At 44.7% G+C, this 26,225-nt stretch carries 27 protein-coding genes and 2 pseudogenes; 2 read left to right on the top strand and 27 right to left on the bottom strand.

Going from position 1 to position 26,225, the window contains the following annotated elements; translation table 11 throughout:
• Positions 1–190 precede the first annotated feature (190 nt).
• The 7 genes from rny to spo0A form a co-directional block, all read right to left on the bottom strand.
• The gene (rny, locus tag I4V84_RS05950; RefSeq protein ID WP_118580984.1) at positions 191–1,747 is read right to left on the bottom strand and encodes a ribonuclease Y; all 1,557 of its coding nucleotides are present in this window, start codon (positions 1,745–1,747) and stop codon (positions 191–193) included.
• Positions 1,748–1,937: 190 nt separating this feature from the next.
• A complete protein-coding gene (locus I4V84_RS05955; protein WP_195991421.1) occupies positions 1,938–2,426 on the bottom strand; it encodes a regulatory protein RecX in 489 nt (162 codons plus the stop codon).
• A 3-nt stretch (positions 2,427–2,429) separates the two neighbouring features.
• Positions 2,430–3,506 (bottom strand): recombinase RecA, encoded by a 1,077-nt coding sequence (recA, locus tag I4V84_RS05960; RefSeq protein ID WP_118580990.1) that lies wholly within the window; start codon positions 3,504–3,506, stop codon positions 2,430–2,432.
• 655 nt (positions 3,507–4,161) lie between these two features.
• Positions 4,162–4,410: a spore coat protein gene (locus I4V84_RS05965; protein WP_118580993.1), complete on the bottom strand. Its 249-nt coding sequence runs from the start codon at positions 4,408–4,410 to the stop codon at positions 4,162–4,164.
• A gap of 12 nt (positions 4,411–4,422) precedes the next feature.
• Entirely contained in the window at positions 4,423–4,608 is a 186-nt protein-coding gene (locus I4V84_RS05970) for a hypothetical protein (RefSeq protein ID WP_148462515.1), read from the bottom strand.
• A 394-nt stretch (positions 4,609–5,002) separates the two neighbouring features.
• The gene (gene glgA / locus I4V84_RS05975; RefSeq protein ID WP_118580996.1) at positions 5,003–6,448 is read right to left on the bottom strand and encodes a glycogen synthase GlgA; all 1,446 of its coding nucleotides are present in this window, start codon (positions 6,446–6,448) and stop codon (positions 5,003–5,005) included.
• A 91-nt stretch (positions 6,449–6,539) separates the two neighbouring features.
• Positions 6,540–7,346: a sporulation transcription factor Spo0A gene (spo0A, locus tag I4V84_RS05980; protein ID WP_173718390.1), complete on the bottom strand. Its 807-nt coding sequence runs from the start codon at positions 7,344–7,346 to the stop codon at positions 6,540–6,542.
• 572 nt (positions 7,347–7,918) lie between these two features.
• Between spo0A and I4V84_RS19865 the strand changes: the two genes are divergently transcribed.
• Positions 7,919–9,250, top strand: coding sequence for a SpoIVB peptidase S55 domain-containing protein (locus I4V84_RS19865; RefSeq protein ID WP_243284037.1), 1,332 nt, complete (start codon positions 7,919–7,921; stop codon positions 9,248–9,250).
• 29 nt (positions 9,251–9,279) lie between these two features.
• Here the strand turns inward: I4V84_RS19865 and I4V84_RS20325 are convergent.
• Positions 9,280–9,330, bottom strand: a pseudogene (locus I4V84_RS20325) (DUF6783 domain-containing protein); the annotation flags it as partial.
• Here I4V84_RS20325 and I4V84_RS20330 point away from each other — a divergent pair.
• Positions 9,307–9,489 (top strand): annotated as a pseudogene (locus tag I4V84_RS20330) (DUF6783 domain-containing protein); the annotation flags it as partial. The pseudogenes I4V84_RS20325 and I4V84_RS20330 overlap by 24 nt on opposite strands.
• A gap of 30 nt (positions 9,490–9,519) precedes the next feature.
• On the opposite strand, the gene recN reads toward I4V84_RS20330, so the two are convergent.
• From recN to spoIIIAA, 19 genes are all read right to left on the bottom strand, one after another.
• Complete coding sequence (gene recN / locus I4V84_RS05995; protein ID WP_195991422.1) at positions 9,520–11,196, bottom strand: DNA repair protein RecN; 1,677 nt, start codon at positions 11,194–11,196, stop codon at positions 9,520–9,522.
• Between the two features lie 238 nt (positions 11,197–11,434).
• A complete protein-coding gene (gene argR, locus I4V84_RS06000; RefSeq protein ID WP_118581008.1) occupies positions 11,435–11,890 on the bottom strand; it encodes an arginine repressor in 456 nt (151 codons plus the stop codon).
• Between the two features lie 191 nt (positions 11,891–12,081).
• The gene (locus tag I4V84_RS06005) at positions 12,082–12,960 is read right to left on the bottom strand and encodes an NAD(+)/NADH kinase (RefSeq protein WP_148462519.1); all 879 of its coding nucleotides are present in this window, start codon (positions 12,958–12,960) and stop codon (positions 12,082–12,084) included.
• A 56-nt stretch (positions 12,961–13,016) separates the two neighbouring features.
• Positions 13,017–13,841: a TlyA family RNA methyltransferase gene (locus I4V84_RS06010; protein WP_118581011.1), complete on the bottom strand. Its 825-nt coding sequence runs from the start codon at positions 13,839–13,841 to the stop codon at positions 13,017–13,019.
• Positions 13,838–15,721: a 1-deoxy-D-xylulose-5-phosphate synthase gene (dxs, locus tag I4V84_RS06015; protein WP_195991423.1), complete on the bottom strand. Its 1,884-nt coding sequence runs from the start codon at positions 15,719–15,721 to the stop codon at positions 13,838–13,840. The genes I4V84_RS06010 and dxs overlap by 4 nt, the downstream gene beginning before the upstream one ends.
• Positions 15,722–15,734: 13 nt before the next feature.
• On the bottom strand, positions 15,735–16,631 hold the full coding sequence (locus I4V84_RS06020; protein ID WP_118581017.1) for a polyprenyl synthetase family protein: 897 nt from the start codon (positions 16,629–16,631) through the stop codon (positions 15,735–15,737).
• Entirely contained in the window at positions 16,615–16,839 is a 225-nt protein-coding gene (gene xseB, locus I4V84_RS06025) for an exodeoxyribonuclease VII small subunit (RefSeq protein WP_118581019.1), read from the bottom strand. The genes I4V84_RS06020 and xseB overlap by 17 nt, the downstream gene beginning before the upstream one ends.
• An 81-nt stretch (positions 16,840–16,920) precedes the next feature.
• Positions 16,921–18,150 (bottom strand): exodeoxyribonuclease VII large subunit, encoded by a 1,230-nt coding sequence (gene xseA, locus I4V84_RS06030; protein ID WP_195991424.1) that lies wholly within the window; start codon positions 18,148–18,150, stop codon positions 16,921–16,923.
• Entirely contained in the window at positions 18,143–18,700 is a 558-nt protein-coding gene (nusB, locus tag I4V84_RS06035; protein WP_118581025.1) for a transcription antitermination factor NusB, read from the bottom strand. Before nusB ends, xseA begins: the two co-directional genes overlap by 8 nt.
• Before the next feature lie 104 nt (positions 18,701–18,804).
• A complete protein-coding gene (locus tag I4V84_RS06040; RefSeq protein ID WP_118581028.1) occupies positions 18,805–19,191 on the bottom strand; it encodes an Asp23/Gls24 family envelope stress response protein in 387 nt (128 codons plus the stop codon).
• A 183-nt stretch (positions 19,192–19,374) separates the two neighbouring features.
• Positions 19,375–20,964, bottom strand: coding sequence for a peptide chain release factor 3 (locus I4V84_RS06045; RefSeq protein WP_118581031.1), 1,590 nt, complete (start codon positions 20,962–20,964; stop codon positions 19,375–19,377).
• Between the two features lie 136 nt (positions 20,965–21,100).
• Positions 21,101–21,796: a SpoIIIAH-like family protein gene (locus I4V84_RS06050; protein ID WP_118581034.1), complete on the bottom strand. Its 696-nt coding sequence runs from the start codon at positions 21,794–21,796 to the stop codon at positions 21,101–21,103.
• Positions 21,797–21,807: 11 nt separating this feature from the next.
• Positions 21,808–22,179, bottom strand: coding sequence for a hypothetical protein (locus I4V84_RS06055; RefSeq protein WP_226815050.1), 372 nt, complete (start codon positions 22,177–22,179; stop codon positions 21,808–21,810).
• Complete coding sequence (locus I4V84_RS06060) at positions 22,136–22,702, bottom strand: stage III sporulation protein AF (RefSeq protein ID WP_173769997.1); 567 nt, start codon at positions 22,700–22,702, stop codon at positions 22,136–22,138. The genes I4V84_RS06055 and I4V84_RS06060 overlap by 44 nt, the downstream gene beginning before the upstream one ends.
• Positions 22,703–22,789: 87 nt before the next feature.
• Entirely contained in the window at positions 22,790–24,058 is a 1,269-nt protein-coding gene (locus I4V84_RS06065; protein ID WP_173769998.1) for a stage III sporulation protein AE, read from the bottom strand.
• A complete protein-coding gene (locus I4V84_RS06070; RefSeq protein ID WP_118581049.1) occupies positions 24,055–24,441 on the bottom strand; it encodes a SpoIIIAC/SpoIIIAD family protein in 387 nt (128 codons plus the stop codon). The genes I4V84_RS06065 and I4V84_RS06070 overlap by 4 nt, the downstream gene beginning before the upstream one ends.
• 44 nt (positions 24,442–24,485) lie before the next feature.
• Complete coding sequence (gene spoIIIAC, locus I4V84_RS06075) at positions 24,486–24,680, bottom strand: stage III sporulation protein AC (RefSeq protein ID WP_021924294.1); 195 nt, start codon at positions 24,678–24,680, stop codon at positions 24,486–24,488.
• Positions 24,681–24,754: 74 nt separating this feature from the next.
• A complete protein-coding gene (locus tag I4V84_RS06080) occupies positions 24,755–25,270 on the bottom strand; it encodes a stage III sporulation protein AB (protein ID WP_233456011.1) in 516 nt (171 codons plus the stop codon).
• Positions 25,267–26,190 (bottom strand): stage III sporulation protein AA, encoded by a 924-nt coding sequence (gene spoIIIAA / locus I4V84_RS06085; protein WP_226815059.1) that lies wholly within the window; start codon positions 26,188–26,190, stop codon positions 25,267–25,269. Before spoIIIAA ends, I4V84_RS06080 begins: the two co-directional genes overlap by 4 nt.
• Positions 26,191–26,225 lie beyond the last annotated feature (35 nt).

The following is a 26,225-nucleotide window of genomic DNA, read 5'->3' on the forward strand; positions in this document are numbered from 1 at the left end:
AAGCGATGATTTGATTATGAATTACATAAAAAAATTCTTTTTGATTTTCCATGAATCAGCCCATGCAAGCATAGCTCGTTCATGGCTGCCGTCCGGGACTTTCATAATAAAAACCGCCTCCGCATCCTTCATATAGTATGAAAAATGCGGAAGCGGTTTCTTAATATTTCTTAATGTAAATTAACTCCGATTATTTGGCATAATCAACAGCTCTGCTCTCGCGGATCACATTGACTTTGATCTGACCCGGATACTCAAGCTCAGCCTCAATCTGCTTCGCTATGTCTCTTGCGAGAAGTACCATCTCAGAATCATTCACATGCTCAGGAACTACCATAACACGGATTTCTCTACCAGCCTGGATTGCAAAGGATTTCTCAACCCCCTTGAACTGATTGGTAATATCCTCAAGCTGCTTCAGTCTGTTGGTATAAGTCTCCAGTGTCTCTCTTCTAGCGCCTGGACGCGCCGCGGAAATCGCATCTGCTGCCTGCACGATACAGGCAATAAGGCTCTCTGGCTCCACATCACCGTGGTGTGCTGCTACCGCATTGATCACAATAGGTGATTCCTTATATTTCTTACAAAGGTTTACACCAATCTCAATATGGGATCCCTCAACTTCATGGTCAATAGATTTACCGATATCATGAAGCAGACCGGCACGTTTCGCCATGCGCACGTCTACACCAATTTCACCGGCAAGCAGACCGGAAAGCTGTGCTACTTCAATAGAATGCTTCAGCGCATTCTGTCCATAACTTGAACGGAATTTCATACGTCCAAGAAGTTTCAGAAGCTCTGGATGAATACCATGAACTCCAACATCCATAGCTGCATTCTCGCCATCCTCGCGGATCTGAGTTTCAACTTCTTTCTGTGCCTTCTCAACCATTTCCTCGATTCTGGCCGGATGGATACGTCCATCTACGATCAGTTTCTCAAGTGCTACTCTTGCCACTTCACGTCTGATAGGATCAAATGATGAGAGAACTACTGCCTCAGGAGTATCATCAATGATAAGGTCTACACCTGTCAGGGTCTCCATAGTACGAATATTACGTCCCTCACGTCCGATAATACGTCCCTTCATCTCATCGCTTGGAAGCTGCACTACGGAAATAGTAGTCTCGGCAACATGGTCTACCGCACATTTCTGAATGGCATTTACCACATATTCCTTGGCTTTCTTTCCTGCCTCTTCCTTCGCCTGGCTCTCAAGTTCCTTGTAAAGTCTGGCAACATCAACTTTAACATCGTCTTCCACAGATCTGAGCAATTCTTCTTTTGCCTGTTCGGAGGTCAGACCGGAAACACGTTCCAGTTCCTGTACTCCTTTCAGCTCGAGTTCATCTACTCTCTTTTCTTTCTTCTGCAATTCAGCAAATCTCGCTGTGCACTCTGCCTCGCGCTTCTCAACTGCTTCAGCTTTCTTATCAACGGTTTCTTCCTTCGATAAGACACGCTTCTCATATTTCTGCAGTTCGTTTCTACGTTCCTTGGTTTCCTTCTCCAGTTCGTTCTTTGTACGGAGAGATTCTTCCTTTACTTCCAATAAAGTTTCACGTTTCTTTGTTTCGGCCGCTTTTAAGGCTTCATCAATGATGCCTCTGGCCTTTTCTTCAGCTGACCCAATCGTTTCTGCGTCTTTCTTAACTTTGTTATCCACAGAAACTTTACTAGTAATAGGAACTGCAATCAGTAGAGTGGCTACTACAGCGACAACTGCAACAATAATTGTTGTCACAGGAGCACCTCCTCAATATTTAGTTTTCATTGTGCAATCACAACAATACAAGTTTATCTTTTTTTTAGAATTATGTCAAGTTTTTCTACACAAAAACAAAATTTAAATTTCCAAAGAAACGTCTAGCGTTACTGTTCACTCCGCGACCAGTAACACGCTTCGCGATGCACAGAAAGAATCCGGCAATTTATCAATAGCTTCTCTCACAGGTAATATTCACGTCTTCCAGCACGTGGGAAATATCTCCATAGGAAAAACCTCTTCGAAGGAGAAATCCCTGGAGGCGGCGCATCCCCTTCTCGTCCAGGGCAGTACCAGGCTGACACTTTTTCTCTACTGTAGTTCGGAGAATGGCCAGTTCATCTGGCTCTTCAATCTCTGCTGCCTCTTCCCAGGCTGCAAGGGCAGTCTCGCGGTCAATTCCTTTCCCTGAAAGCTCCTGGAGAATCTTCTGACGGCTCTTGGTTCCCATGCGGAAGGAAATATAATTCATGGCATAGCGGTAATCGTTCAGATACCCATAGGAACGCACATAGTTCATGGCATCCTCTGTGGCTTCTGCTGAAAAGCCTGCCTGACGCAGCCGGTCAGACAGGCCTTTCTCTGTACGGTCCATATGCTCCAGAAGAAGCATTGCCTTTCTTCTGGCATTCTTTTGCTCTTCAGGTGTAACCGCCATATTTTATTCCTCTTCTGCTGCCGGAGCGTCAGATTCTGGTGTAGTTTCTTCTTGCTTCACATCCTGCTGCTCTTCCTCCTCACCTGGAAGAAGGTGATAATGGATACGAACCTTGCGTTCAATCTCATCGCAGATGTCCGGATGCTCTTTCAGGAACAGCTTGGCATTCTCACGTCCCTGGCCGATCTTATTTCCTTCGTATGCATACCATGCACCGCTCTTATTCACAATGGAATTCTCAGCAGCAAGATCAAGGATATCCCCTTCCTTGGAGATGCCGGTACCAAACATAATATCAAACTCAGCCTGCTTAAATGGCGGAGCAACCTTATTCTTAACAACCTTGATCCTGGTGTGGTTTCCAACCATCTCGCCGCCCTGCTTCAATGTCTCTACACGGCGTACATCAAGACGTATGGATGAATAGAACTTAAGGGCACGTCCACCAGTAGTTGTCTCCGGGTTACCAAACATAACACCAACCTTCTCACGGAGCTGGTTGATAAAGATCACAACGCAGTTAGACTTACTGATAATAGCGGTCAGCTTACGAAGTGCCTGTGACATCAGACGTGCCTGCAAACCTACATGACTGTCTCCCATGTCACCATCAATCTCTGCCTTGGGAACCAGAGCTGCAACGGAATCCACGATGATAATATCAACTGCACCGGAACGAACCATGGTCTCTGTAATCTCCAGAGCCTGCTCACCATTATCCGGCTGGGAAATGTAAAGATTATCAATATCTACGCCGATGTTCTTCGCATATACAGGGTCAAGAGCATGCTCGGCATCGATAAAACCGGCAATTCCGCCTCTTTTCTGAACCTCGGCTACCATATGTAATGCAACAGTGGTCTTACCACTGGACTCTGGTCCGTAGATTTCTATAATACGTCCCTTCGGCACACCGCCTACCCCAAGTGCAATGTCAAGGCTCAGGGAACCGGTAGGAACAGTCTCCACCTGCATATTGGCACTGGACTCACCCAGTTTCATTACAGAGCCCTTGCCATATTGCTTCTCAATGTGTCCAAGAGCCGCTTCCAGCGCTTTCTTCTTCTCTTCATTTATCATTATTCCGATCTCCTATTCTTAATAATCAGACAAGTCCGTAGTAATTTCTGTAATCATTAACCGGACTGTATAACCTGTTACCATTCACAAAAGGCACCTGGCAGAACCTTATCCGTGAACAGCAGCCAAGATCTGTTACTGTTCACTCCGTTCACAGTAACGCGCTTCGCGATGCACAGAAATCATGCAAAGCATGATTTCGCGCCGCAATTCTCGGGTTTTCTGTGAACTTTGTTCACAAAAACACCTCGCGGAACATTACCAGTGAACAGCAGCCAGGATCTTCTTGCTTGCGCAAATACGAACCTATGTTCGTTTCTCTGTAGTACATACTATCTTAAATCAGTTCACTTGTCAAGCCCCTACTCGCCATATAAAAATTTTATTTTTCATGTTAAGCCAAACGAACTGTAAAGTTATTTTCACCGGTGGAATCATCCCGGAATACGGGTGTGAAATTCTTGTATACCCGGAGACAGACAAAACTCCGGTAAATTTTGAAATGAATCGTATACGACTTTTATATTGTCGTTTTCCTGTCAGTAATTCTACTATATAGCAAAACATCCGGAATTACAAGAATTATTTCCTGCAACCCGGATGTTATTTACTATCCCATTACTGTTCACTCCGTGACCAGTAACACTAGCCCCTCTTATCCCTGGCTAAGCACGCTTCTGACATGATCCACTTCTTCCCTTGTTGCCTGAGCTGCCGGCACATAATAGCCTCTTGCACGGGCAATCTGGTAAATCTCCTCCTGGGACATCTCGCACTGATTTCTCATCTGTTTTAAGGTTTGTTTCAGCTGAGGATTCTCTGTCTGAGGGATCATCTCCCCATAACGGGTCAGTTCACCGTTAATTCCGGCAAGGGTATCTGCTACCATCACTTTTTCATTCATCTGCGGCACCTCCTACTGTAAATACTGCATAAGCTGATTTTTGCAGTCCACTGCCGACTGGGCAGACTTCTGGAAAAACTGTTTTACCTGGGCATCGGTAGCCTTACTTGCATACTCCTCCATTTTACAATGGGTGGTGTCAAATCCGCCGATCAGGTGACGTAAATTCTGTAGATCCAGTTCTGAAATTTGGTTCATATAACCTGCCTCCTGTTAAAATATGTTACTGTTCACTCCGTTCACAGCAACGCGCTTCGCGATGCACAGAAATCATGCATTTGCATGATTTCGCGCCGCACTTCTCGGGTTTTCTGTGAACTACGTTCACAAAAAACACCTCGCGGAATGTTACCAGTGAACAGTAACGAAAATATTTCTGTAGCGAAAACCAACAGTATGGAACCTTTGTTTTCGACAGCCTTCAAATGTCCATATATACAAAATACAGGAGAAAATTAATCTCTCCTGTATCCTGAGGCGGACACTTTACAGAAAGTAGTATGTCCGAATTTCATCTTATTATGTACCGTATATATTATGTACCATATATATCTATATCCGTACTTTAAATGGCATATTTCTTACAGAATCCTTATTCCCCGATCAGCCAGTTGTACATCTCTTCATACTGACGTGCGGAATTACTCCATGAGAAATCCTTTGCCATAGCCCGGTCTACCATCTTATTCCATTCGCGCTTCTTGTCATAGTAAATGTGCTCTGCATAGCGGATCGTGGAAAGCATCTCATGTGCATTGTAATTGCTGAATGAAAATCCGGTTCCGGTTCCTTCGAATTCATTGTAAGGCTCTACCGTATCCTTCAGACCACCTGTCTCTCTGACGATTGGAAGAGTACCATAACGAAGGCTCATCAGCTGGCTCAGACCGCATGGCTCAAACAATGACGGCATCAGAAATGCATCAGAAGCTGCATAGATTCTGTGAGACATGCTCTCATCGTAATAAATCTGTGCAGAAACCTTGCCATGATATTTCCAGTCAAAGTGACGGAACATATTCTCATAGCGCTCATCTCCTGTGCCAAGAGCTACAATCTGTACACTATCCTGACAAAGCTCGTCCATGATATAAGCGATCAGGTCAAATCCCTTCTGATCTGTCAGACGGGAAACAATACCAATCATCATAGCCTTCGGATCCTGCTCAAGTCCTAAATCTTTCTGTAGCTGGATCTTATTCTTAACCTTCTCCTTACGGAAGGTGGTAGCATTATAACGAGCTGACAGATTAATATCTGTCTCCGGATTAAAATCATTATAATCAATACCATTTACAATACCACGCAGACTGTTGGAGCGTGCACGGAGCAGTCCGTCCAGACCTTCGCCATAGAACGGTGTCTTGATCTCATCTGCATATGTATTACTTACTGTAGTAACAGCATCTGCAAATACAATACCACCCTTCAGGAAGTTGCCATCCTTGTATGCTTCCAGCTTATCCGGTGTAAAATAGTAATCGGAAAGTCCTGTAAGCTCCTTGATTGTCTTCACATCATATACACCCTGGAATTTCAGGTTATGTATGGTCATGATGGTCTTAATTCCCCAGAAGAACTGATTCTGCTGGAAGCTGTCGTGCAGATAAACCGGAACAAGACCTGTCTGCCAGTCATGGCAGTGAATAATGTCCGGGCGGAAATCAATTACCGGAAGTACGGAAAGCACTGCCTTGGAGAAGAATGCAAATTTCTCCAGATCCCACGGAGCACTGTCATATGGCTTCGGTCCACTGAAATAATACTCATTATCTATAAAGTAGAACTTAATGCCATCATACTCCATCTGAAGAATACCTACATAACAGTTCTTGTATCCAAGATCCATGTAGAAGTGTGTGACATATTCCATTTTATCTTTCCATTCCTGCTTCATGCAGGCATATTTCGGTAAGATCACGCGAATATCAAAATAACGTTTATCAAAGCATTTCGGCAGTGAGCCGGCTACATCAGCCAATCCTCCGGTCTTAATAAAAGGCACTGCCTCTGATGTTGCAAAAAGAATTCTTTTCATCCAAAAAACCCTCCTTAGTAATAGCAAATAGCGTTACTGCCACTTAATGCCAGTAACCTGCTTCTGTCTTTTATTATACCCCAAATTCGGCTCATTGGAAAGAACGATTTTTATATTCCAGTCTGATTTTGTCAGCAATCAGTGCAATAAACTCGGAATTGGTAGGTTTTCCTTTCCCATTGCTCACTGTATAGCCAAACAGCTGGTCAATGGTATCCATTTTTCCACGGCTCCATGCAACTTCAATGGCATGTCGGATAGCCCGCTCCACGCGGCTTGGCGTTGTCTGATGGCGTTTGGCTATGGTTGGGTATAAAATTTTTGTAATAGAATTCAGCATTTCCATGTCATTTACGGATAAAATAATAGCATCCCGCAGATACTGATAACCTTTAATATGTGCAGGTACTCCGATTTCATGTATGATATCTGTCACATCCGTTTCCAGATTTCCTGAATTGTAAGTATTTTCCTCTTCCTTTTGTCTTGGACGGTTCATTTCCCTGACGCGTCTCTCTCCCGCCCGGCGGATGTGTTTGATTCGGTTCAGCAGCATTTTGTTGTCAAAAGGCTTCAGCATAAAATAATCTGCTCCAAGATCAAAAGCGTCCTCTGTGATCCGCTCCTGTCCCACTGCCGAAACCACAATAAATGACGGCACTTTTTTCAAATTTTCATCGTGACTGAAGCGCTCCATCACTGAAAGTCCGTCTACTTTTGGCATGATAATATCCAGTACAACCACGTCAGGCTGTTTTTCCTTTATGATGTTACAGATTTCTTCTCCATTATGTGCTTTTCCAACCAGTTTCAGGTCTTCGTCCTGATCAATGATCTTACTCAGTACCTCCACCATTTTCTCATTATCGTCCGCAATTGCCACATTCAATTTTTCCATGAGGCCATTCTCCTTCTACTATTTTGAAAATTCTCCGGCAATCCACAGCCGGAAAGTTGCTATATTTCTGATATCAGGAAGCAAACGCGTTTTTCTTCCCAATATCTTCCTATCACCTGTACAAAACAGCAGGGCCCTGTTTGCTCTTGCACATTTTTCAGAAAAATTTTCCTTTGCTGTAACAACGTCTATTATAGTGGAACTGCCATGGGGAAATCAAGCCGAAACTGCCGTTTTTACTGCATTTTCGTTCGATTAGTTTCGAGCTTTTTTGCGTCTTTTAACGACAATAATTTCATTTTTTCTGAGGGGATTTTTATATTAAGACAGCGTTTTACACCGACTCTCAATTTAACACAGTTTATTTTTTTCGCGTTTTATGATTGAAAGATATGGAACAGGTTCATAAAAATACAAGAGTGAAATCATGATTTTTCTCCATACTAGTACAGTGAAAATTAAGTTTCTGCTATATTGACACAGTATATGAAAAATCAGACAAGTCACTATAGCGGTTACTTAATATTTGCTGTACCAGCACAGTGAAAAACAAAAGAAAAGGATGTGAAAACATGTACCAGAAACGAAAATACAAACATTTTATCCTGCTCTGTCTTGTCCTTGACCTTCTGACAATGGTATTTCTGGGATATCGTTATCTGGACCGGAAAATTCCGGATGAAATACACATTGACAAAAATTCAGGACTTGACCTTTCCCAGATTTCCAATCTTCCTTTTGTATCTTTCGGAGATACAATCACTGCTTCCGGGGAAGGCAGCTACCAACTGCCTTGCAGACTTTTTGGAAAAATAGCTTTCAAGAATATTAAAGTGAAACCAACAGAGGCAGACACCATTCTGGTCAGCGGCAGCACAGTGGGGATTTACATGGAAACAGACGGAGTTCTTGTGATCGACACCGGAGAAATCCTTTCTAAAAATGGGCAGATGCAGGATCCGGCAAAAAATATTTTAAAGCCTGGCGATTATATTGTTGCACTAAATGAGCAGAAAATATCCTGCAAGCAGGATTTAATTAACGATCTGGAAACTATTGATGGAAAGCCTGTTACGGTAAGCGTGCGAAGAAATAACAGTACCATTCCGGTCTCTCTCTCCCCGGCACAGGATGCTTCCGGAAAGTACAAGCTTGGAATCTGGGTCCGGGATGACACCCAGGGAATCGGAACCCTTACCTATGTAACAAAAGACGGAAATTTCGGTGCTCTTGGCCATGGAATCAGCGATATCGACACAGGAAATCTTTTGTCAATAAAGGGAGGAAATCTTTACTGTGCCCAGATTCTCGGAGTGCAAAAAGGGGAAAAAGGAAGTCCCGGAGAACTTTCCGGGCTGATCCGTTACAGAAATGACAATGTGATCGGACAGATTCGTGTAAATAGTTCAAATGGAATTTACGGCAGTTTCACCAGCAGTTCTGGCAATAATATTACAGAGCTCCAGGCCGCAGCTTCTGCTTCAGATGATACGGTCAATGCTTCTGAAAGCTTTAACCAGTCCAAAACTTCTTTCTGGGATTTTGCAGACAGTTTTTCCGGAAATGATTCTCTGCCAATTTCCCTCCGCCAGATGAAAATCGGCTACAAACAGGAAGTACAGACCGGTCCGGCTTCCATTCTGTGTGATGTAGGTAATGGAGTAAAAGAATACGATGCAGAAATCACCAGAATCGACATGAACCACGAGGACACTAACAAAAGTTTCGTCATCCATATCACCGATCAGCGGCTTCTTAACACCACCGGCGGCATTGTCCAGGGCATGTCAGGCAGTCCCATCCTGCAAAATGGAAAAGTAATCGGTGCGGTAACCCACGTTTTTGTCCAGGATGCGGCAAGTGGGTATGGAATTTTTATTGAAAACATGCTGGAGCGTGTCTGAAAAAGGCTTTCTGCAAGATGTGCGTCACAATTTGTGGGAGATTTTGCCCGGATGAGGGCGCCGTAGCGGACTACGGCAACTGAATTCGGGCAAAATATACCGCAAAGTGGGGCGTGCAGATTGCGGGAATGATTTTTCAGACTCGCTCCGGAGCCTGCCTGAAAAAGCTTCTGATATACTCAGAAATCCCCTGTCAGACAGGAGCCTGTCTCACAGAGGATTTCAACTTACATGTTTGAAAACTCATTTTCTCAATCTACAAAAAGGAATTATGCCTTGCACTCCCTGGCCAGTTTTTTCATCTCCCTTGCATTTTCCAGCACAGCGCCAGTGATCTGGGCACCCCCAAGAAGACGGGCCAGTTCGCGGATGGAGGCTTCTTCATCAAGGGGATGGATCTGAGTGGTGGTCTTGGTGCCTTCAACCTGCTTCTCGATCTCAAAATGGGAATCTGCCATGGCTGCGATCTGGGGAAGATGGGTAATGCAGAGCACCTGATGATGATGCCCGATCACTGCCATTTTCTCAGAAACCTTCTGAGCAGTACGTCCACTGATTCCCGTATCTATTTCATCAAAAATCAATGTTTCGATCTGGTCACGGTCTGCCAGGATTGCCTTCAGTGCAAGCATAATTCTGGAAAGCTCACCACCGGATACGATTTTACCAAGGGGCTTCAGACTTTCTCCCGGATTTGTGGAAATTTCATACTGGATTTCATCATAACCATTCTCTGTAAAACTGCTTCTTCTGGAAAACGTGATGGCAAACTGTACATCCAGGAAATTTAAGTCTTTTAATCCCTGGATTACCTTTTTCTCCAGCTGATGGCTGTATTCTTTACGAATTTCTGAAAGACGGCTGCAGGCCACTTCCAGCTTTTTTTCTGCCTTTTTCAGTTCTTCCCTGGAAGCCTCGAAAATTTCTTCATACTTCTGAAGTTTGTTCAGCTTTTCCTGCTGTTTTTTCTGGTATTCCTGGATTTCTTCGATACGCTGACCGTATTTGGCTTTCAGACCATTGAGCAGATCCAGGCGGCGCTCTGTCTCATAAAATACGGATTCATCAAAAGTCATGTCATCCATATAGGAGGACAGCTCCCTGTTAAAATCATTGAGAAGTCCGTCCACTTCGCTTAAGGTCTGGGAAAGGGATTCCAGCTGATCATCGTACTCTGTCACTCTGGAAAGCTCCCGAAGAGCCTCTCCCACTGCTTCCCCAGCTCCCTGTCCATCATATCCGGTAAGGGCATGGGCACTTTGCAGGGAATCGATAATTCTGCGTCCATTGGAGAGCTTTCGATATTGCTTTTCCAATTCTTCGTCTTCTCCTGGAACCAGAGATGCTTTCTCAATCTCATTGATCTCAAATTCCAGAAAAGCCATTTCCCGATTCTTCTGCTCTTCGTCCATATCAAGGGATTTCAGTTCTGCCTGACATTTCTTATATTCCTGATAGGCAGCTTTCACCTTCTCTTTTTCCAGAAAGATTTTCTCACGGCCATAAGCGTCCAGGATTTCCAGCTGTTTCTCCTCATAGAGAAGGGACTGGTGCTCATGCTGCCCGTGAATGTCAAGAAGACAGGCTGCAGCGGCCTTCATCTGGCTGACAGTGCTTGTCTCCCCATTTATCTTATTAATGCTCCTGCCGTCCATGATTTTTCTTGACATGAGGATCTGTCCGTCCTCCGGATAAATATCAAGTGCGGCAAGTGCTTCTTTTGCTTTCGTATTTTCAACCTGAAATAAAAGCTCTACCAGTGCATAGGGCGCATTTTCCCTGATCATGCTTCTGGATGTCTTTCCTCCCAGGATCAGCTGCATGGAACCGAGAAGAATGGACTTACCGGCACCAGTCTCACCGGTGAGGATATTCAGCCCTGGTCCGAATTCCACTTCAATTTCATCTATGAGTGCAAGGTTTTTTACGTGTAAATGTACTAACAAGGTTGACCTCCTTACGTTACTGTATATTCAAATGGACAGTAACTCCTTACTCTTTTCTCATACCCTTATAAACAGGTCTAAATGCCATATGTAATGTCAGGCAACGCTATGCTTCAAAGCCACACATGCCCTTCAGATAGTAACAATCGAGCAGGAAATTCCTGCCCGATCCACTTTATGTTCTCAGTCAGCTCTGAAACCCGATTGAAAATTCCGGTCATGCAAACTGTTTCCATTTTTATCTTCTGTTCAAAATACTGCCCAGCTTCTCCATGACACCCTCCGCCAGCTCAGAGCTTTTGCAGGCACACATAATCGTGTCATCTCCTGCAATACAGCCCAGGATTTCCGGCCATTTCAAGGCATCCAGAGCTGTGGCAACTCCCATTGCCATTCCGGTAACTGTTTTGATCACTACCAGATTCTGTCCAACCTCAATGGACACAACCGCATCATTTAACACTCTTGTATACTGGTCCCCAAGCCCTGGCTGTGTATCCTGCAGGATGGCATAGCGGGATTTCCCGTCTTTTCCTGCAACCTTGGTCATTTTCAGTGCACGGATATCTCGTGAAACCGTAGCCTGTGTCACCTTAAAACCGGCTTCATTCAATCTGGCTGCAAGCTCTTCCTGTGTATCTATGTCATATTCTTTTATCAGTTCGATAATTTTCTCATGTCTTGCTAATTTCACTTCTTAACCTCCCCTGCAAAGATTTTCTGCCCTGAAGTCTGTTAAAAAAGGCTGTCACTTACAATACCCCTTTTTCAAACAAGCTCTGAATGAACCTTTGCAACGCATTCTGAAAATGATATTATCAATAAAATTCCCATACTACGATCAATACTTATAATAATATTTGTATTCTGATACATTAATAAAAATCAGCTATCCCTCATTTTTTGTCTCAACACTTCAACAAAACTAAGATGATTCAGCTTCAAAATCCTGGTTTTCACCTCTGCCTTTCGGATCACAATCTTATCTCCTGTGATCATTGGAATTTCAGAATCCCCATCAAAAGAAGCCAGTCCTTTTTCACAATCCTGGTGACGTCCCTCTCCCATTTCCACCGTGATCACATCCTCCGCTGGGAAAACAATGCTTCGGCTGTTCAGAGTGTGTGGCGCGATCGGTGTCATAATCGTCATCTCTCCACTTGGTGAAACAATAGGACCGCCAACAGAAAGGCTGTATCCTGTCGAACCTGTAGGTGTGGAAATAATAATTCCATCAGCGTTATAAGAGTTCAGATATTCGTCATTGACAAAATTTTTAAATCTTACAACACGAAGGGGACCTTCCCTTGCAATTACAATGTCGTTTAAGGCAATATCCTTGCCAATGACCCTGTCTCCCCGGTAAACAGTCCCGGAGAGCATCATTCTCTCTTCCACCTCGTAGACATCCTCCGTAAGCTTGTCAAGAGCCTGGTATACAGACTGCCTGTCCACCTCAGCCAGAAAGCCCAGATTTCCAAGATTGACTCCCAGAAGGGGAATCTGACTGCGCTTCTTATCGTGAGCCGCCTGAATGTCTCTGGCAGCCTGAAGAAGGGTTCCATCACCGCCAAGTACGATAATGCACTGTGTTTCTTCCGGAATCTTTCTTGGATCCGTATAGTGGAACGGACCTGCAGTCTGTCTTCCTGCAAGCTGAACTTCACAGTGTCCGCCTCTTTTTCCAAGATAATCCACTACCCGGTCTGTAAATTCCAGATTTTTATCTTTTTCATTGTTGGTTATAATATAAAACTTATTCATACCAAAGTCCTGTATCTGTTTACTGTCCCCTGTAAGCAACAGCATTCAACTGCATACTATTTTTCTGCCGGTTTATCCAATGCTCCGTGTGCCTGTGCAACCACATCCTCCACTTTCACAGTAAGACTGTCCGGAACCTCCGTTCCCTCCGGTCTTTTCTTCAGATGCAGAAGATATTCAATATTTCCCTCTGGTCCTTTGATCGGAGAAAAAGAAAGATGGCATGGCTCGAGGGAAATACTCATGGCGAAATCCCTCACCTTCTCTATCACTTCCTCGTGTACAGCAGGATCACGGACAACCCCTTTCTTTCCCACCTTTTCCCTGCCAGCCTCAAACTGGGGTTTTATCAGGCAGACGATTTCGCCATCCTCTGTAAGAAGATTTCGCACAGGTCCCAGTACCTTGGTCAGGGAAATAAAGGAAACATCAATAGAGGAAAATGCAGGTTTCTCCTGGATATCCTCCGGTACCACATAGCGAATGTTGGTTTTCTCCATGCACACAACTCTTGGGTCGTTGCGAAGCTTCCAGTCCAGCTGGCCATATCCCACATCAATAGAATATACCTTCACACCGCCATTCTGAAGCATACAGTCTGTAAAACCGCCTGTAGAGGCGCCTACATCCATGCACACCTTCCCCTCAAGACTTACATCAAATTCATTCATTGCTTTTTCAAGCTTCAGGCCGCCGCGGCTTACATATGGAAGGGTGTTTCCTCTGACTTCCACTTTCACCGTTTCAGTAAACATGGAGCCTGCTTTATCTTCCTTCTGACCATCTACATAAACCTGTCCGGCCATGATATATGCTTTTGCTTTTTCTCTGGAAGGTGCAAGAGCGCGCTCCACCAGCATCATATCCAATCGTTTCTTCATTCTCTTATTCCTTCTGAATAGTTACCTGAAATTTTCTTTATCTTCTCTGCAATGGCATTGGCGCTAAGCCCCAGCTGTACCCTAAGACTGTCCACACCTCCATGAGGCACAAAACGATCCGGAATAGCCACTGGCAGCACCTGGATACCAGGATGATGTTCTTCCATATAACTGCATACCTGCTGTCCAAAGCCACCATTTTGCACATTTTCTTCTACTGTTACCACCAGGCTGTGATTCCGCGCCAGCTGATCCAGCAAAGCTGTATCTAATGGCTTTACAAATCTGACATTTACAAAGGTAGAATCAATTCCTTCCTTCTGTAATTCACTGCAGACCTCTGCACAGATCTCCACCATGCTTCCAAGTGCCAGAACTGCTACCTTACAACCGCTGTGAAGGACTTCACTTTTCCCCATCTCCACAGCTGTCTGATATTCCTGCAGCCCCTGATATGCATTACCTCTTGGGTAACGGATTGCTACCGGGCCATCCGCTTTCACAGCAAAGCGAAGCATTTCCTTTAACTCCCAGTCATTCTTCGGTGCCATCACTGTCATTCCAGGCATCATGCTGAGATAGGAAATGTCAAAATTGCCCTGATGTGTCTCACCATCTGCTCCAACAAGACCTGCCCTGTCCACTGCAAAGATCACATGAAGCTTCTGCATGCACACATCGTGAAGCATCTGATCCACAGCTCTTTGCAAAAAGGAGGAATAAATGGCAACCACCGGGACTACTCCGCCAAGTGCCAGTCCGGCTGCAAAGGAAACTGCATGCTCTTCTGCAATTCCCACATCAAAGAACCGGTCTGGAAATCTCTGGGAAAACTTTTTCAGCCCGGTACCATCAGGCATGGCAGCTGTAATGGCAACCAGCTTCTCTTCTTCTGCTGCCACCTGGCACAAAGCATCTGCAAACACATCTGTATAACCCGGACAGACCTTCTTCTGGGTTGGCTTTCCAGTCTTGATGTCAAACGGTCCGATTCCATGAAACATATCCGGATTCTGTCTTGCAGGTTCATAGCCACGTCCCTTTTCTGTAAGAACATGAACCACAACCGGTCCCTTCACACGCTTTGCCTCATTAAAAAGACGCATCATCTGGCGCATATTATGCCCGTCCACCGGTCCAAGATAGGTCAGGCCCATATTTTCAAAGAGCATTCCCGGAATAAAAAGCTGCTTAATGCTGCTTTTCGTCCTTCTCACAGCATCCACCATAGCGGTTCCCACACGGGGAATCTTTTTTACCGCCTTATTCAAGCTCATTTTCATTCCGGTGTATGCTTCTGCAGTACGGATCGCACTGAGATAATTTGACATTCCTCCTACATTTGGAGAGATTGACATATTATTGTCATTTAAAACAATTATAAAATTGGTATCCAATTCGGCTGCATTATTCAGCGCCTCATAAGCCATACCGCCTGTAAGCGCACCATCGCCGATCACAGAAACCACATGATAATTCTTTCCAAGAAGATCCCTTGCATGCACATAACCAAGGCCTGCAGAAATAGAATCTGAGCTATGTCCCGCGTCAAAAGAGTCGCAATTGCTCTCCCCTCTTTTTGGAAAACCACTCAGTCCGCCTTCCTTGCGCAGGGTCTCAAATTCACCTTTTCGTCCGGTGAGGATCTTATGAGTGTATGCCTGATGGCCTACATCCCAAATCAGCTTGTCATCTGGAAAATCCAGTACATTATGCAGTGCCAGTGTAAGTTCTACCACTCCAAGATTGGATGCCAGATGTCCTCCTGTCCTGCTGACGGATTCAATCAAAAAGCTTCGTATTTCTTCTGCCAGCTGCGGAAATTCAGCCAGAGGAATTTTGTGAATATCGTTGGGCTTTTTTATTTTATCCAGAATCATTTGTATCCTTCTTTCACTTCCTGCGTCCCACCAGCTCGTTCACCAGAGTAAACAGGAATTCATTTTTCTTATTCAGTCCTTCAAACAAAGTAACTGCCTCATCTGACAGCTTCTTCACCTGCTGTGATGCTTTCTCAATTCCCATAAGTGTCACATAAGTAGTCTTATGGTTCTTCTCATCACTGTGAATTGGCTTACCCAGCTCTTCCTCGGTGCTGGTCACATCCAGGATATCATCCTGGATTTGGAACGCAAGGCCGATATTTTTTGCTGCTTTTTCTACTATAGCAGTCTCTTCTTCCGTGGCACCTCCAAGAATTGCGCCTGTCATCACAGAGGCTTCAATAAGTGCAGAAGTCTTATTCTCATAAATATAATCAATCATCTCACGGCTCATAGGCTTGCCGTCATTTTCCACATCCACACTCTGTCCGCCAAGCATTCCGTAAAGTCCGGTCTTATGGGACATTACCTTCAGTGCCTGAATCACATGTGCCTGACAATCTGGTGTATCTGCCGTGTCAAAAGCTGTAAGCATCACTTCATAAGCATAATTGAGAAGTGCCACACCGCTAAGAACCCCCATAGCTTCCCCATAAACTTTATGAGTAGTAAGACGTCCTCTCCGGTAATCGTCATTATCAAGAGCCGGAAGATCATCATGGACCAGTGAATGGGTATGAATCATCTCCATTGCTGCCATAAAAGGATATGCCAGCTTCTCTTCTCCTCCAAACAGCCTTAAGGTTTCCAGGATCAGCATAGGGCGAAGGCGCTTTCCTCCTGCCAGAATACTGTAATTCATTGCCTGTGCCATAGTCTTCGCAAAACCTTCCTCTTCCGGAAGATAAGACTGGATCACTTTATTAATTTCTTCTGTTCTTTTTTTTAATTCATCTTGAAAATTCACCAAGGCTACCATCCTCATTCATCTGCAGCATTTTTTTCTCAACAGTATCAAGCTTATCATTACAATATTTCAGAAGCTCCATTCCCTGTTTATAAAGGCGAAATGAATCTTCCAGGGAGGTCTCACGGTCTTCCAGCCTTCCCGCCAGAACATCCAGCTCTGAAAAAGCCTCCTCCAGAGTTTTCTCTTCTTTTTTCTCATCAGCCATCCTTCCGCACCTCCGTCTTTATTGCTGCACACATTGTGCACAGAAGTCTTTTACTAGCTATGCACGATCTGCATGCTGACTTTATTTTTCACTGTCTGTATCTGCTCCGTAACTGCTGGCTTTTGTATTCTGTACAGACGCCTCTATTGTACCATCTGTAACATAAATCAGCAGACCATCCCCTTGTTTTACCTGTGAAACGCTTGTCAATGTCTTTCCTTCCTTATCAGAAACGTAGGAGTAACCCTGATTCAGCTTCCGAAGAGGAGAAAGACCGTGAAACCTTTCCAGATAGAGGGACAGTCTGTGTCTTTTATCTTTTATCTTTTGTTCCATGGCAGACTGGATTCGTTCCTGCACATCTGCCGCATACTGCTGACGGTCACGCAGACGGCTCTCTGGATTCAGATACTGAAGACGTGTTCCATATCTTTCCAGTTTTTCCCTGTTTACGTCAATTTTATTCCACACTGCCCGTTCCAGCCGTTCCTGATACCCTTGCATGGAATTCAAAAGAGTCCGGCAGTCAAAATAGGCGAGTTCTGCCGCTGCTGAAGGTGTAGGGGCACGAAGATCCGCCACAAAATCCGCGATGGTAAAGTCAGTCTCATGTCCCACTGCAGAAATTACAGGTGTATGGCACTCAAAAATCGCCCTTGCCACCTCTTCTTCGTTAAAAGCCCATAGTTCCTCAATAGAACCACCGCCCCGGCCTACAATGATCACATCCACGCCTGCCTCGTCCAGCATGCGGATACCACGTACAATACTGGCCGCTGCTCCCTCTCCCTGCACAAGTGCCGGGTAAAGAATACTCTGGATAAAAGGATTTCTTCGGGTGGAAACGTTGATAATATCCCGAATCGCAGCACCTGTAGGAGATGTGACAATCCCCACTCTGTGGGCAAATTCCGGTATGGGCTGCTTGTACTCCTGTGCAAACATTCCCATATCCTCCAGCTCCTGCTTCAACGCCAGGTATCTTTCATAAAGCGCACCAGCTCCCTCTAAAGTAATCTCCTTCGCATAGAACTGATATGCGCCATCTCTTTCATAAACATCTACTCTGCCCCCGGCTATCACCTTGTCTCCGTCTTTCATGCGGAAAGCAAGACCTTTTCTGGAACCTGCGAACATAACGCATTTCAGTGTGCCGCCTTCGTCCTTCAAGGTAAAATAGATGTGTCCTGTGGAGTGGTATTTACAGTTGGATACCTCTCCCTTTACATAAATATTCTGTAAAAAATAGTCCTGGGTAAACATGTTCTTCACATAGCGGTTTACCTGACCAACAGAATAGACATTATTCATTTTTATTTTCCGGTGCCCTGGAGCTTACATTGCGGTTGACAACTACCACCTTTTTGGAAGGATCCTTTACCTTGAAACCGGATTTCGGTCTTGCAGAGGTCTGTTCTTCTTTCTTAGAAGATGCCTTTCTTGCAGCAACCTTCTTATCCGGGTTGGCAATCTTTCCAAGGATTCCGTTTACGAATGCACCGGACTCTTCAGAACCGAAGCATTTCGCCAGTTCTACAGCCTCATTGATGGCAACTCCTACCGGCACTTCCTCTTTCTCATATTCAAGCTCATACACAGCCAGACGAAGAACTGTCAGATCAACACGGTTCATACGGCTTGTCTTCCATCCCATACTGATGCTGTTCAGCTTCTCATCAAGCTCATCTGTGTGGTTCATAATGTTCATATATTTGCGGCTGATATAGTCCCGGTCGCTCTCTTCCAGATTCTCAATATCAGCTAAATATAAAGCCAGCTGCTCTTCCATTTCTTTCTGTGTATTAAACTCGCTGATAAAAAGCAGCTTAAAAATATGTTCTCTCTGTTCCCTTCTTCTCATGTTTCCTCCTACTATCTGTAACTCCCGAAAATCCCTGCAAAGAAATGCCAGCTCACGCAGACATTCATAGAAAAAAAAGGAAAGGTTTACTTTCCTTTTTTCGTTTACTTGCTTTTTTCATTCTCCATATCTACGCTTGCAATATGAATATTGACATCTGCAACCTCAAGTCCTGTCATGTTCTCAATGGCTGCTTTTACTTTCTCCTGAACCTTCTTGCTGGTCTCAAGGATATTCATGCCATATTCAATATTCAGGGTAAGGTCAACGCTTACCACACTGTCAACAATTTCAACCTTAACTCCCTTGGAGAGATTCTTCATTCCAAGCTTGCTTACCAGCTCATTGGTAATATTACCTGCCATGGAGGCAACTCCGTCTACTTCTGTAGCGGCAAGTCCGGCGATAATAGTAACGACCTCATCTGCGATCTGAACCTCACCGATTCCCTCAATATCCTGTATTTTATATGTTGTTCTCTTCTCTGCCATGCTTACAAACCTCCTAGGTTTAATCTGCCGGCTGCCGGAAAATTCGCATCTTTCCCCGAGGCCAGCGTCAAATCTGCCTTACGGCGTATTTACACGAAACGGACTATCCCACGCATCTGCGCAGTTCTATTTCTATCCGAGACTTTCTTTAATTATAGCAAAATGCGTCAAAAATGAAAAGAGTTATTTACTGAATTCTGTTAATATTAAATCCGGATTTCTGTCTTCTGTCATGCCCACACTCCATGCATTGATAAACAGAAGCAACGGATTGCCTTTCAGATCTGTAACCTTCTTCATGTCAGAAGTTCCGACGATCTTGTCCACCTGAATCTCATCCTTGTTCGCAATCCATCTGATGTGCTCATATGGCAGATTTTCCAGACGAATTTCCACATTATACTCGTTCTCCAGACGATATTTCAAAACATCAAACTGGAGCACACCAACAACGCCCACAATGATCTCTTCCATATTTCCGTAAAGCTCCTGGAAAATCTGGATGGCACCTTCCTGTGCGATCTGGTTAATTCCCTTTACAAACTGCTTTCTCTTCATGGTATCCAGAAGTCTTACCCTTGCAAAGTGCTCCGGTGCAAATGTAGGAATGCCCTCAAATGCAAATTTTTTTCCAGGCGTACAGATCGTATCTCCAATAGAGAAAATACCGGGATCAAATACACCGATAATATCTCCTGCATAAGCCTCCTCAACTACATGGCGTGACTCAGCCATCATCTGCTGGGGCTGAAGAAGTCTCATCTTCTTATCCCCCTGTACATGATAAACCTCCTGGGAGGCATCGAATTTGCCGGAGCAGATACGCATAAATGCAATTCTGTCACGGTGAGCCTTATTCATATTTGCCTGAATCTTAAATACAAAAGCAGAAAAATCATCGCTCATAGGATCAACAAGACCTGAGTCTGCCATTCTTGGAAGAGGTGACGTAGTCATCTTCAGGAAATGCTCCAAGAAAGTCTCAACACCAAAATTGGTAAGAGCGGATCCAAAGAACACAGGAGTCAGTTCTCCCTTACTTACCATCTCCTGATCGAACTCGGCACTTGCGCCATCCAGAAGCTCGATTTCCTCCAGAAGCTGTTCTTTCTGCTCCGGATCCATAACCTCAAGTGCATGAGGAGAATCCAGATCGATTTCCTCAATAGTTCCCTCCTTGGTACCTTTCTGGGTATCTGTGAAAGTAAGGATCTTATTCGTGTTGCGGTCGTAAACACCGCGGAATTTCTTACCGGAACCGATTGGCCAGTTAATAGGGCAGGTTGCGATTCCAAGCTCTTTTTCGATCTCGTCAAGAAGATCAAAGGTATCGTTGGCATCACGGTCCATTTTATTGATAAAAGTAAAAATAGGAATGTGTCTCATAACGCAGACCTTGAACAGCTTTCTGGTCTGTGCCTCAACACCCTTGGACCCATCGATTACCATAACTGCAGAATCTGCAGCCATCAGGGTACGATAAGTATCCTCTGAGAAATCCTGATGTCCAGGAGTATCCAGAATGTTGATGCAGTAACCGTCATAATGGAACTGCAATACGGAAGAAGTAACGGAAATACCTCTCTCCTTTTCAATTTCCATCCAGTCTGATACTGCATGGCGGGCCGTTGCCTTTCCTTTAACACTACCGGCCAGATTAATGGCTCCGCCATACAGCAGGAATTTCTCAGTCAGAGTAGTCTTACCTGCATCCGGGTGGGAAATGATGGCAAAGGTTCTTCTTTTTTCTATTTCTTTCGTATACTTCGACACGTTTAGCCTCCTATTTGAATTCTCTATTTCAAACACGCTCTAGAGCGTGTATTCTTACATTTTTGCAGCATTCCTATTCTAGTATAAGGACTGCTGCACTGTCAAGGGGGTATATCATGGATTTACTGTAGTATTATCACGGATTTACTGTAGTATCATCATCAATATCCACGGAAGTCTCCAGTGATTCATCTTTATTTACCAGTTCTTCCTCGCTTTCATTTAACGGCGTGATCACAATATTTTCCGGCGCAATTCCCGTTTTTCTTTTCACAATGTCTTCAATCTGAGCCCGTTTTGCATCTGTCAGATCTGCTTCCGGAACCACCACATCTGCCGTTTCTCCGGTAAGGTTTACGATCACATTTTCGAAGCCTTTGGCTTCCAGAAGAAGTTCTGCTGCCGACTCTTTTTCCGTCAGATCCGCCATGGAAACCATGGTGCTCACAGCCTCCTGCTTCTGGTCATCTCCCAGATCCTGGTTGTTAATAATAGCCTGCAGGTCTGCTTTATTCTGGGAACGGATCTGTTCTCTGGAAAGTTTGGCCTGGGCCGCAAAATCAGAAGCCGCAGTAAGTACAGCTTCCCCCGGCGTGCTGGTGGTCTGATCCTGCACATCCGTAAGGCTGCTATCCGCCCCGTTCTCATCCAGAAGGGCTGTTTCATCGGTCAGATCATAGTCTACATCCTCCAGAATACTGCTGCTGTCCGCGCTTGCCTCCTTATTTTTCAGGCCAAGATCTACATCTGCAAAATTCAGGTATCCTGCAACTGCGATCAGAACCGCCAGTGAAGTAATGATTACCTGGTTCTTTTTCAGAATCTTTTTCACTTTACCTCTCCTCATTTCATTTTCATTACTTTAATTTTATGGGCATCCAGCTGAAATAATGCCATAACTCCTTCTACAATATTCCTGGAAACCACAGAATTATCTGCTCCTTCCGCCGCGATCAGCACTCCGGTCACCGCCTGATTTCCGGAATCGTAGAAACTGCTGCTGTCTTTTTCTTCCCCCGTCATAAGGAGCACCCGCACTTTTCCCACTCCTTCTGTCTGGGATAAAAGATCTTCCAGTTTTTTCTCCAGAACTGTCCGTTCTGCATCTGTATTTTTCTCAGAAGAAGCTGAAAAAAAGGAACTGCTTTTTACTTCCGGGGAGCTATCCTTTTTATCGGATACCGGAAGTGCAATTACCGTAAGCAGAAGTCCCAAAAGGAGAAGAATCACCCATTGTCTGCTTCCCATTTTCCCAAGCAAGGACTTCACAGTTTTCTTCCCTGATTCCCCAGTTTGCTGCAAGTTCATCTTTTATCCCCCTCTCAAGCTCTCCATCTGGCACCTCCTTCGTCCACAGGCAGACTTTTAACAGCTCCCCTTCTATATGTACTTTGCATGCCGTCACTTCTATGCCTTTCTTTTTCAAAGATTCCGGAATATTTTTCTCAAGCTGCTCCTCCACACCTTTTTCCAGAAGGCTTTTCTGAAGATTTTCCAGATCAAGAGTGAGCCGCTTTTTTTCTTCCTGCTGGTAAAGGCTGGAAAAGCTTTCCGGCAGTGTCTTAGCTTTTTCCAGAATGGAAAGCATGGGAGTGATCAGCATAACCATCAGCAAAAGTCCCATAAAAAAACGCACATAACGCTGATATTTCCCGGTAGGCACCAGATGGATGAGCATAGTCAACAGAATATAAAATATGGCAAGGCATTTGATCCAGCTGTAGATGGCTTCTTTCATAATATATCACTTCCCGCATCCCATTTTGGTCCCATATCTCAGTCATATGCTCAGGTTATTATGGTTCATTTCCGCTTACTGTTACTTTTATCCGCCTACAGACGCCATGAGAACTATAAAGGTAAGCACACACAGAATTTCCGCAGTCAGCATGATCCGCAGAAGCAGGGCACAGCCTTCTCCCATTGTGCCAAGGCAGCCTACGATTCGTTTGTCTGATACAGGCTGTGCCACTGCACCAAGGAAGCGAAAGCTAAGGGATAGGAGACCATAATGAATCACAGGTCCGGCTCCTGCAAGAAGCAGAACCACCACCGCCATTGCTCCAAGACAGTTTTTCACAAGCAGTGCCCCTGCCAGAATCAATTCTGTTACCGCATTTACGGCATTTCCCACAGCCGGAATCGCTCCGGCAGTTCTGCCCAGGGCAGTTCGTTTGATGGCATCCATGGCAGGCGCAACCAGTCCTCGTACCGCCTGAAGCCCAAGGACAGCCCCAAGCATGGTTTTCAGGCTCCAGTTGATCATAGTTTCCAGAAGTTCTGCCATCTTGCTTAACATGTCCTCTTTGGAAAGATGGTTCACCATACAAAGAAGAACATACAGATTAGCCCCTGGCAGAATCAAAGTGAGAAGAAGCCATTCCACCAGCCACACCAGAAGAAGAACCCCCTGATAAAATACAGAAGCCGTGACAGCTCCTGATGCTGCTGAAACTGCCACGAAATAAGCAGGTGCCAGGCCTTTCATAAACTGAGTCATCCATTCCAGCTGTTTTCCAAGAGAAACTCCAAGCTGCTGATAGCTGTTCATCAGAATGGTAAATAATAAAAGATATACCATGTAAAAACTTACCTCTCCAATCTGGCTGTTTTCAAATACCTCTGCAAAATTTGAAAAAACAGCAGCTGCCAGCACCAGGAGAAGAATGCGAAAAAAATTAGCCCGTTCTTTTTCCAGCCGTTCAAAAAAGAGGCTGCGCAGAAATTGCTGCACCGCCTCTTTTGAAAATACTGTTTCGCCGTTTATCATGTTTTTTAATGCTGTTCCTATGGAGAAGCTGTCCTCTCCCAGCATTTCATCCATTAAAGTTTGTACCTGTTCGAAAGACATGTCAGAAACCAGCTGCTCCGTAATGCCCTCAGAATCAGCGGAAGCTGCACGATAGCCAATACCTGCTGTTACCGTTTTCTCCGTTGTCTCTTCCTCTGTTTCGACTGCTGTTTCACCTGTAAAACTCTCTGCTTCCATGTTCTCTGCGTTTACATTTATTTTTCTGGTTCCCATCAGAATCCATACTGCAAACAACAATGCAGCAATTACCTGCCATTTTTGTTTTTTTCTCCAGACCCTCATACCATGAACTCCTGAATCGTCTTCAGAAGTGCCATAAGCACCGGCATGCTCAGAACCATCACCGACAATTTACAGAACAGCTCAATCTGCGCCGCTGTTGTGCTGTAGCCTGCATCTTTACAGATTCCGGAGGCAAACTGACCGATGTAGGTAATTCCGATCATTTTTACCAGTGTGGAAATATATTCCGTGTCCACTGGAAGTGTCTCCTGGATTTTCCCCAGAGATTCAAACAGGTAATAAATTTTCCCCACAGCAAGTCCCATGATCACAAGACCAATTCCAACTGTAATAAAACAGGCGTATTCCGGTTTGGTTCCTTTCATAAGAAATCCAAGAATAACACCGCATACGCCTAGTAACGAAATCTTTATAATGTCCATTTTCCACCTCCTGAACACAGGTGACAGGATATTGGTGAATCAGATCACAATTCAAATAATTTTTTTATGCTGTCAAACAACTCATAAATATATGGTACGATCCAGAAGAGTACCACAAGGAGACCTGCCAGGCTGACTAAAAAAGCCTGTTCCTCTCTGCCGCTGTGTTTCAGAACCTGAGAAAGCACGGAGACCAGAATCCCCACAGCAGCTATTTTAAAAATAATACTGACTTCCAAGGGGGCCTCCTTTCTTACCGTTATCTGCCTTACATAACCGTTTTCCAGGCAATTTTTCCAGATATTATATGAAATTACCACAACAAGACTGCCAGCAGAATTCCGCCCAGAATTCCCATGCTCTGATATGTTTTCTGCTGCTTTGGCATAGCACTTTTCAGAGTCTTTATCCTGTAGCCTAGCTCCTCCTCCAGAAGTGTCAGCTGTGCCACCTGCATTTCCCTGTCCAGATATCCCAGTTTTTCACCCAGAGAAAGAAAGCTTTCCCGCTCTTCCTCTGAAAGTTTGTAAAGGGGAAGCAGTCTTGCCGCGCATTCCCTGAAAATCTCATCAAAGGTAATTCCAGGCCGCTGCTGAAGCCATCCTGCAGTTTCTTTGAGAAAAAGCCTGTACTCTCCTGGCATTTTTGCTGCAGCATCAAGAAAGGCATCTTCCAACGTCGCCCCTGTGCAGCGGATTTCCCCTTTCAGTAACAGAAGAAGCTGAGCCAGTTTTTCCAGAATTTTCAGTCTGGCTGTCAATTCCATGCTTTTACACAACCCAAGACCTGTTCCGGAAAAAAGGATCAGAATGATTCCTGCTGTTTTCAACAAGGCCTCCCGTTTCTGTCATAAATTCCAAGTATGGTTCCCGCATGTTCTCCCTTGTCCAGGAAAATATACCGTTCAAACACTCTTCTTCTCACCAGCCTTTCAAAATAAGGCTGATGGATCACGTCCTCAATGGAATTTCCATGAGCGGTGGCGATTACTTTACATCCACTGTGAATCACAGATTCCACAGCTTTAAAGTCTTCTTTCCGTCCCAGTTCATCTACGGCCACAACTGCCGGAGACATAGAACGGATCAGCATTTCCATCCCTTCTGCCTTTGGACAGCCGTCCAGCACATCCGTACGCATACCAAGGTCATTCTGGGGAACTCCCTGATAGGAACCGGCAAGCTCACTTCTCTCATCTACAACGCCAACCGTTACCCCCGGCATTTTTTTCTTTTCCTCACCATTGCTCAGCTGACGGATAATATCCCGAAGCAGGGTTGTTTTCCCCCCTCTTGGCGGAGAAACGATCAAAGTATGCGCTACCCAGTCTTTTTTGCGGATATAGGGCATCACCTGGTCTGCGCAGCCTACCACTTCGTGAGCCAGACGTACATTGATACAGGAAATATATTTCATTCCCTGGATCTCATTGCCGTCAAGAATCACCTTTCCGGTAACACCTACCCGATGACCTCCCTGAACAGTAAGAAACCCCTGGCGCATTTCATCTTCATAGGAATAAAGGGAATAACCACTTATATATTCCATGGTTTCCTTCAGATCTTCCCTTGTCACCACGTATTTGCCATCATGGTCGGTAAGGAAACCCTCACCTCCGTCATAGGTGTAGAACAGCGGTCGTCCTACTCTTAACCGTATCTCATATATTTTGTCATAATCAAGGTTTGCATTCATCAACAGTCTGCGGATATTGCCCGCAAACAGGTTCTGAATCTGCTCTGCTTCTATGTTGTATCACCTCTCAATTTTAATATATGTGGACA

The organism is Ruminococcus sp. 1001713B170207_170306_F1 (assembly GCF_015668065.1).
Taxonomy (GTDB): Bacteria; Bacillota; Clostridia; order Lachnospirales; family Lachnospiraceae; genus Blautia_A; species Blautia_A faecis.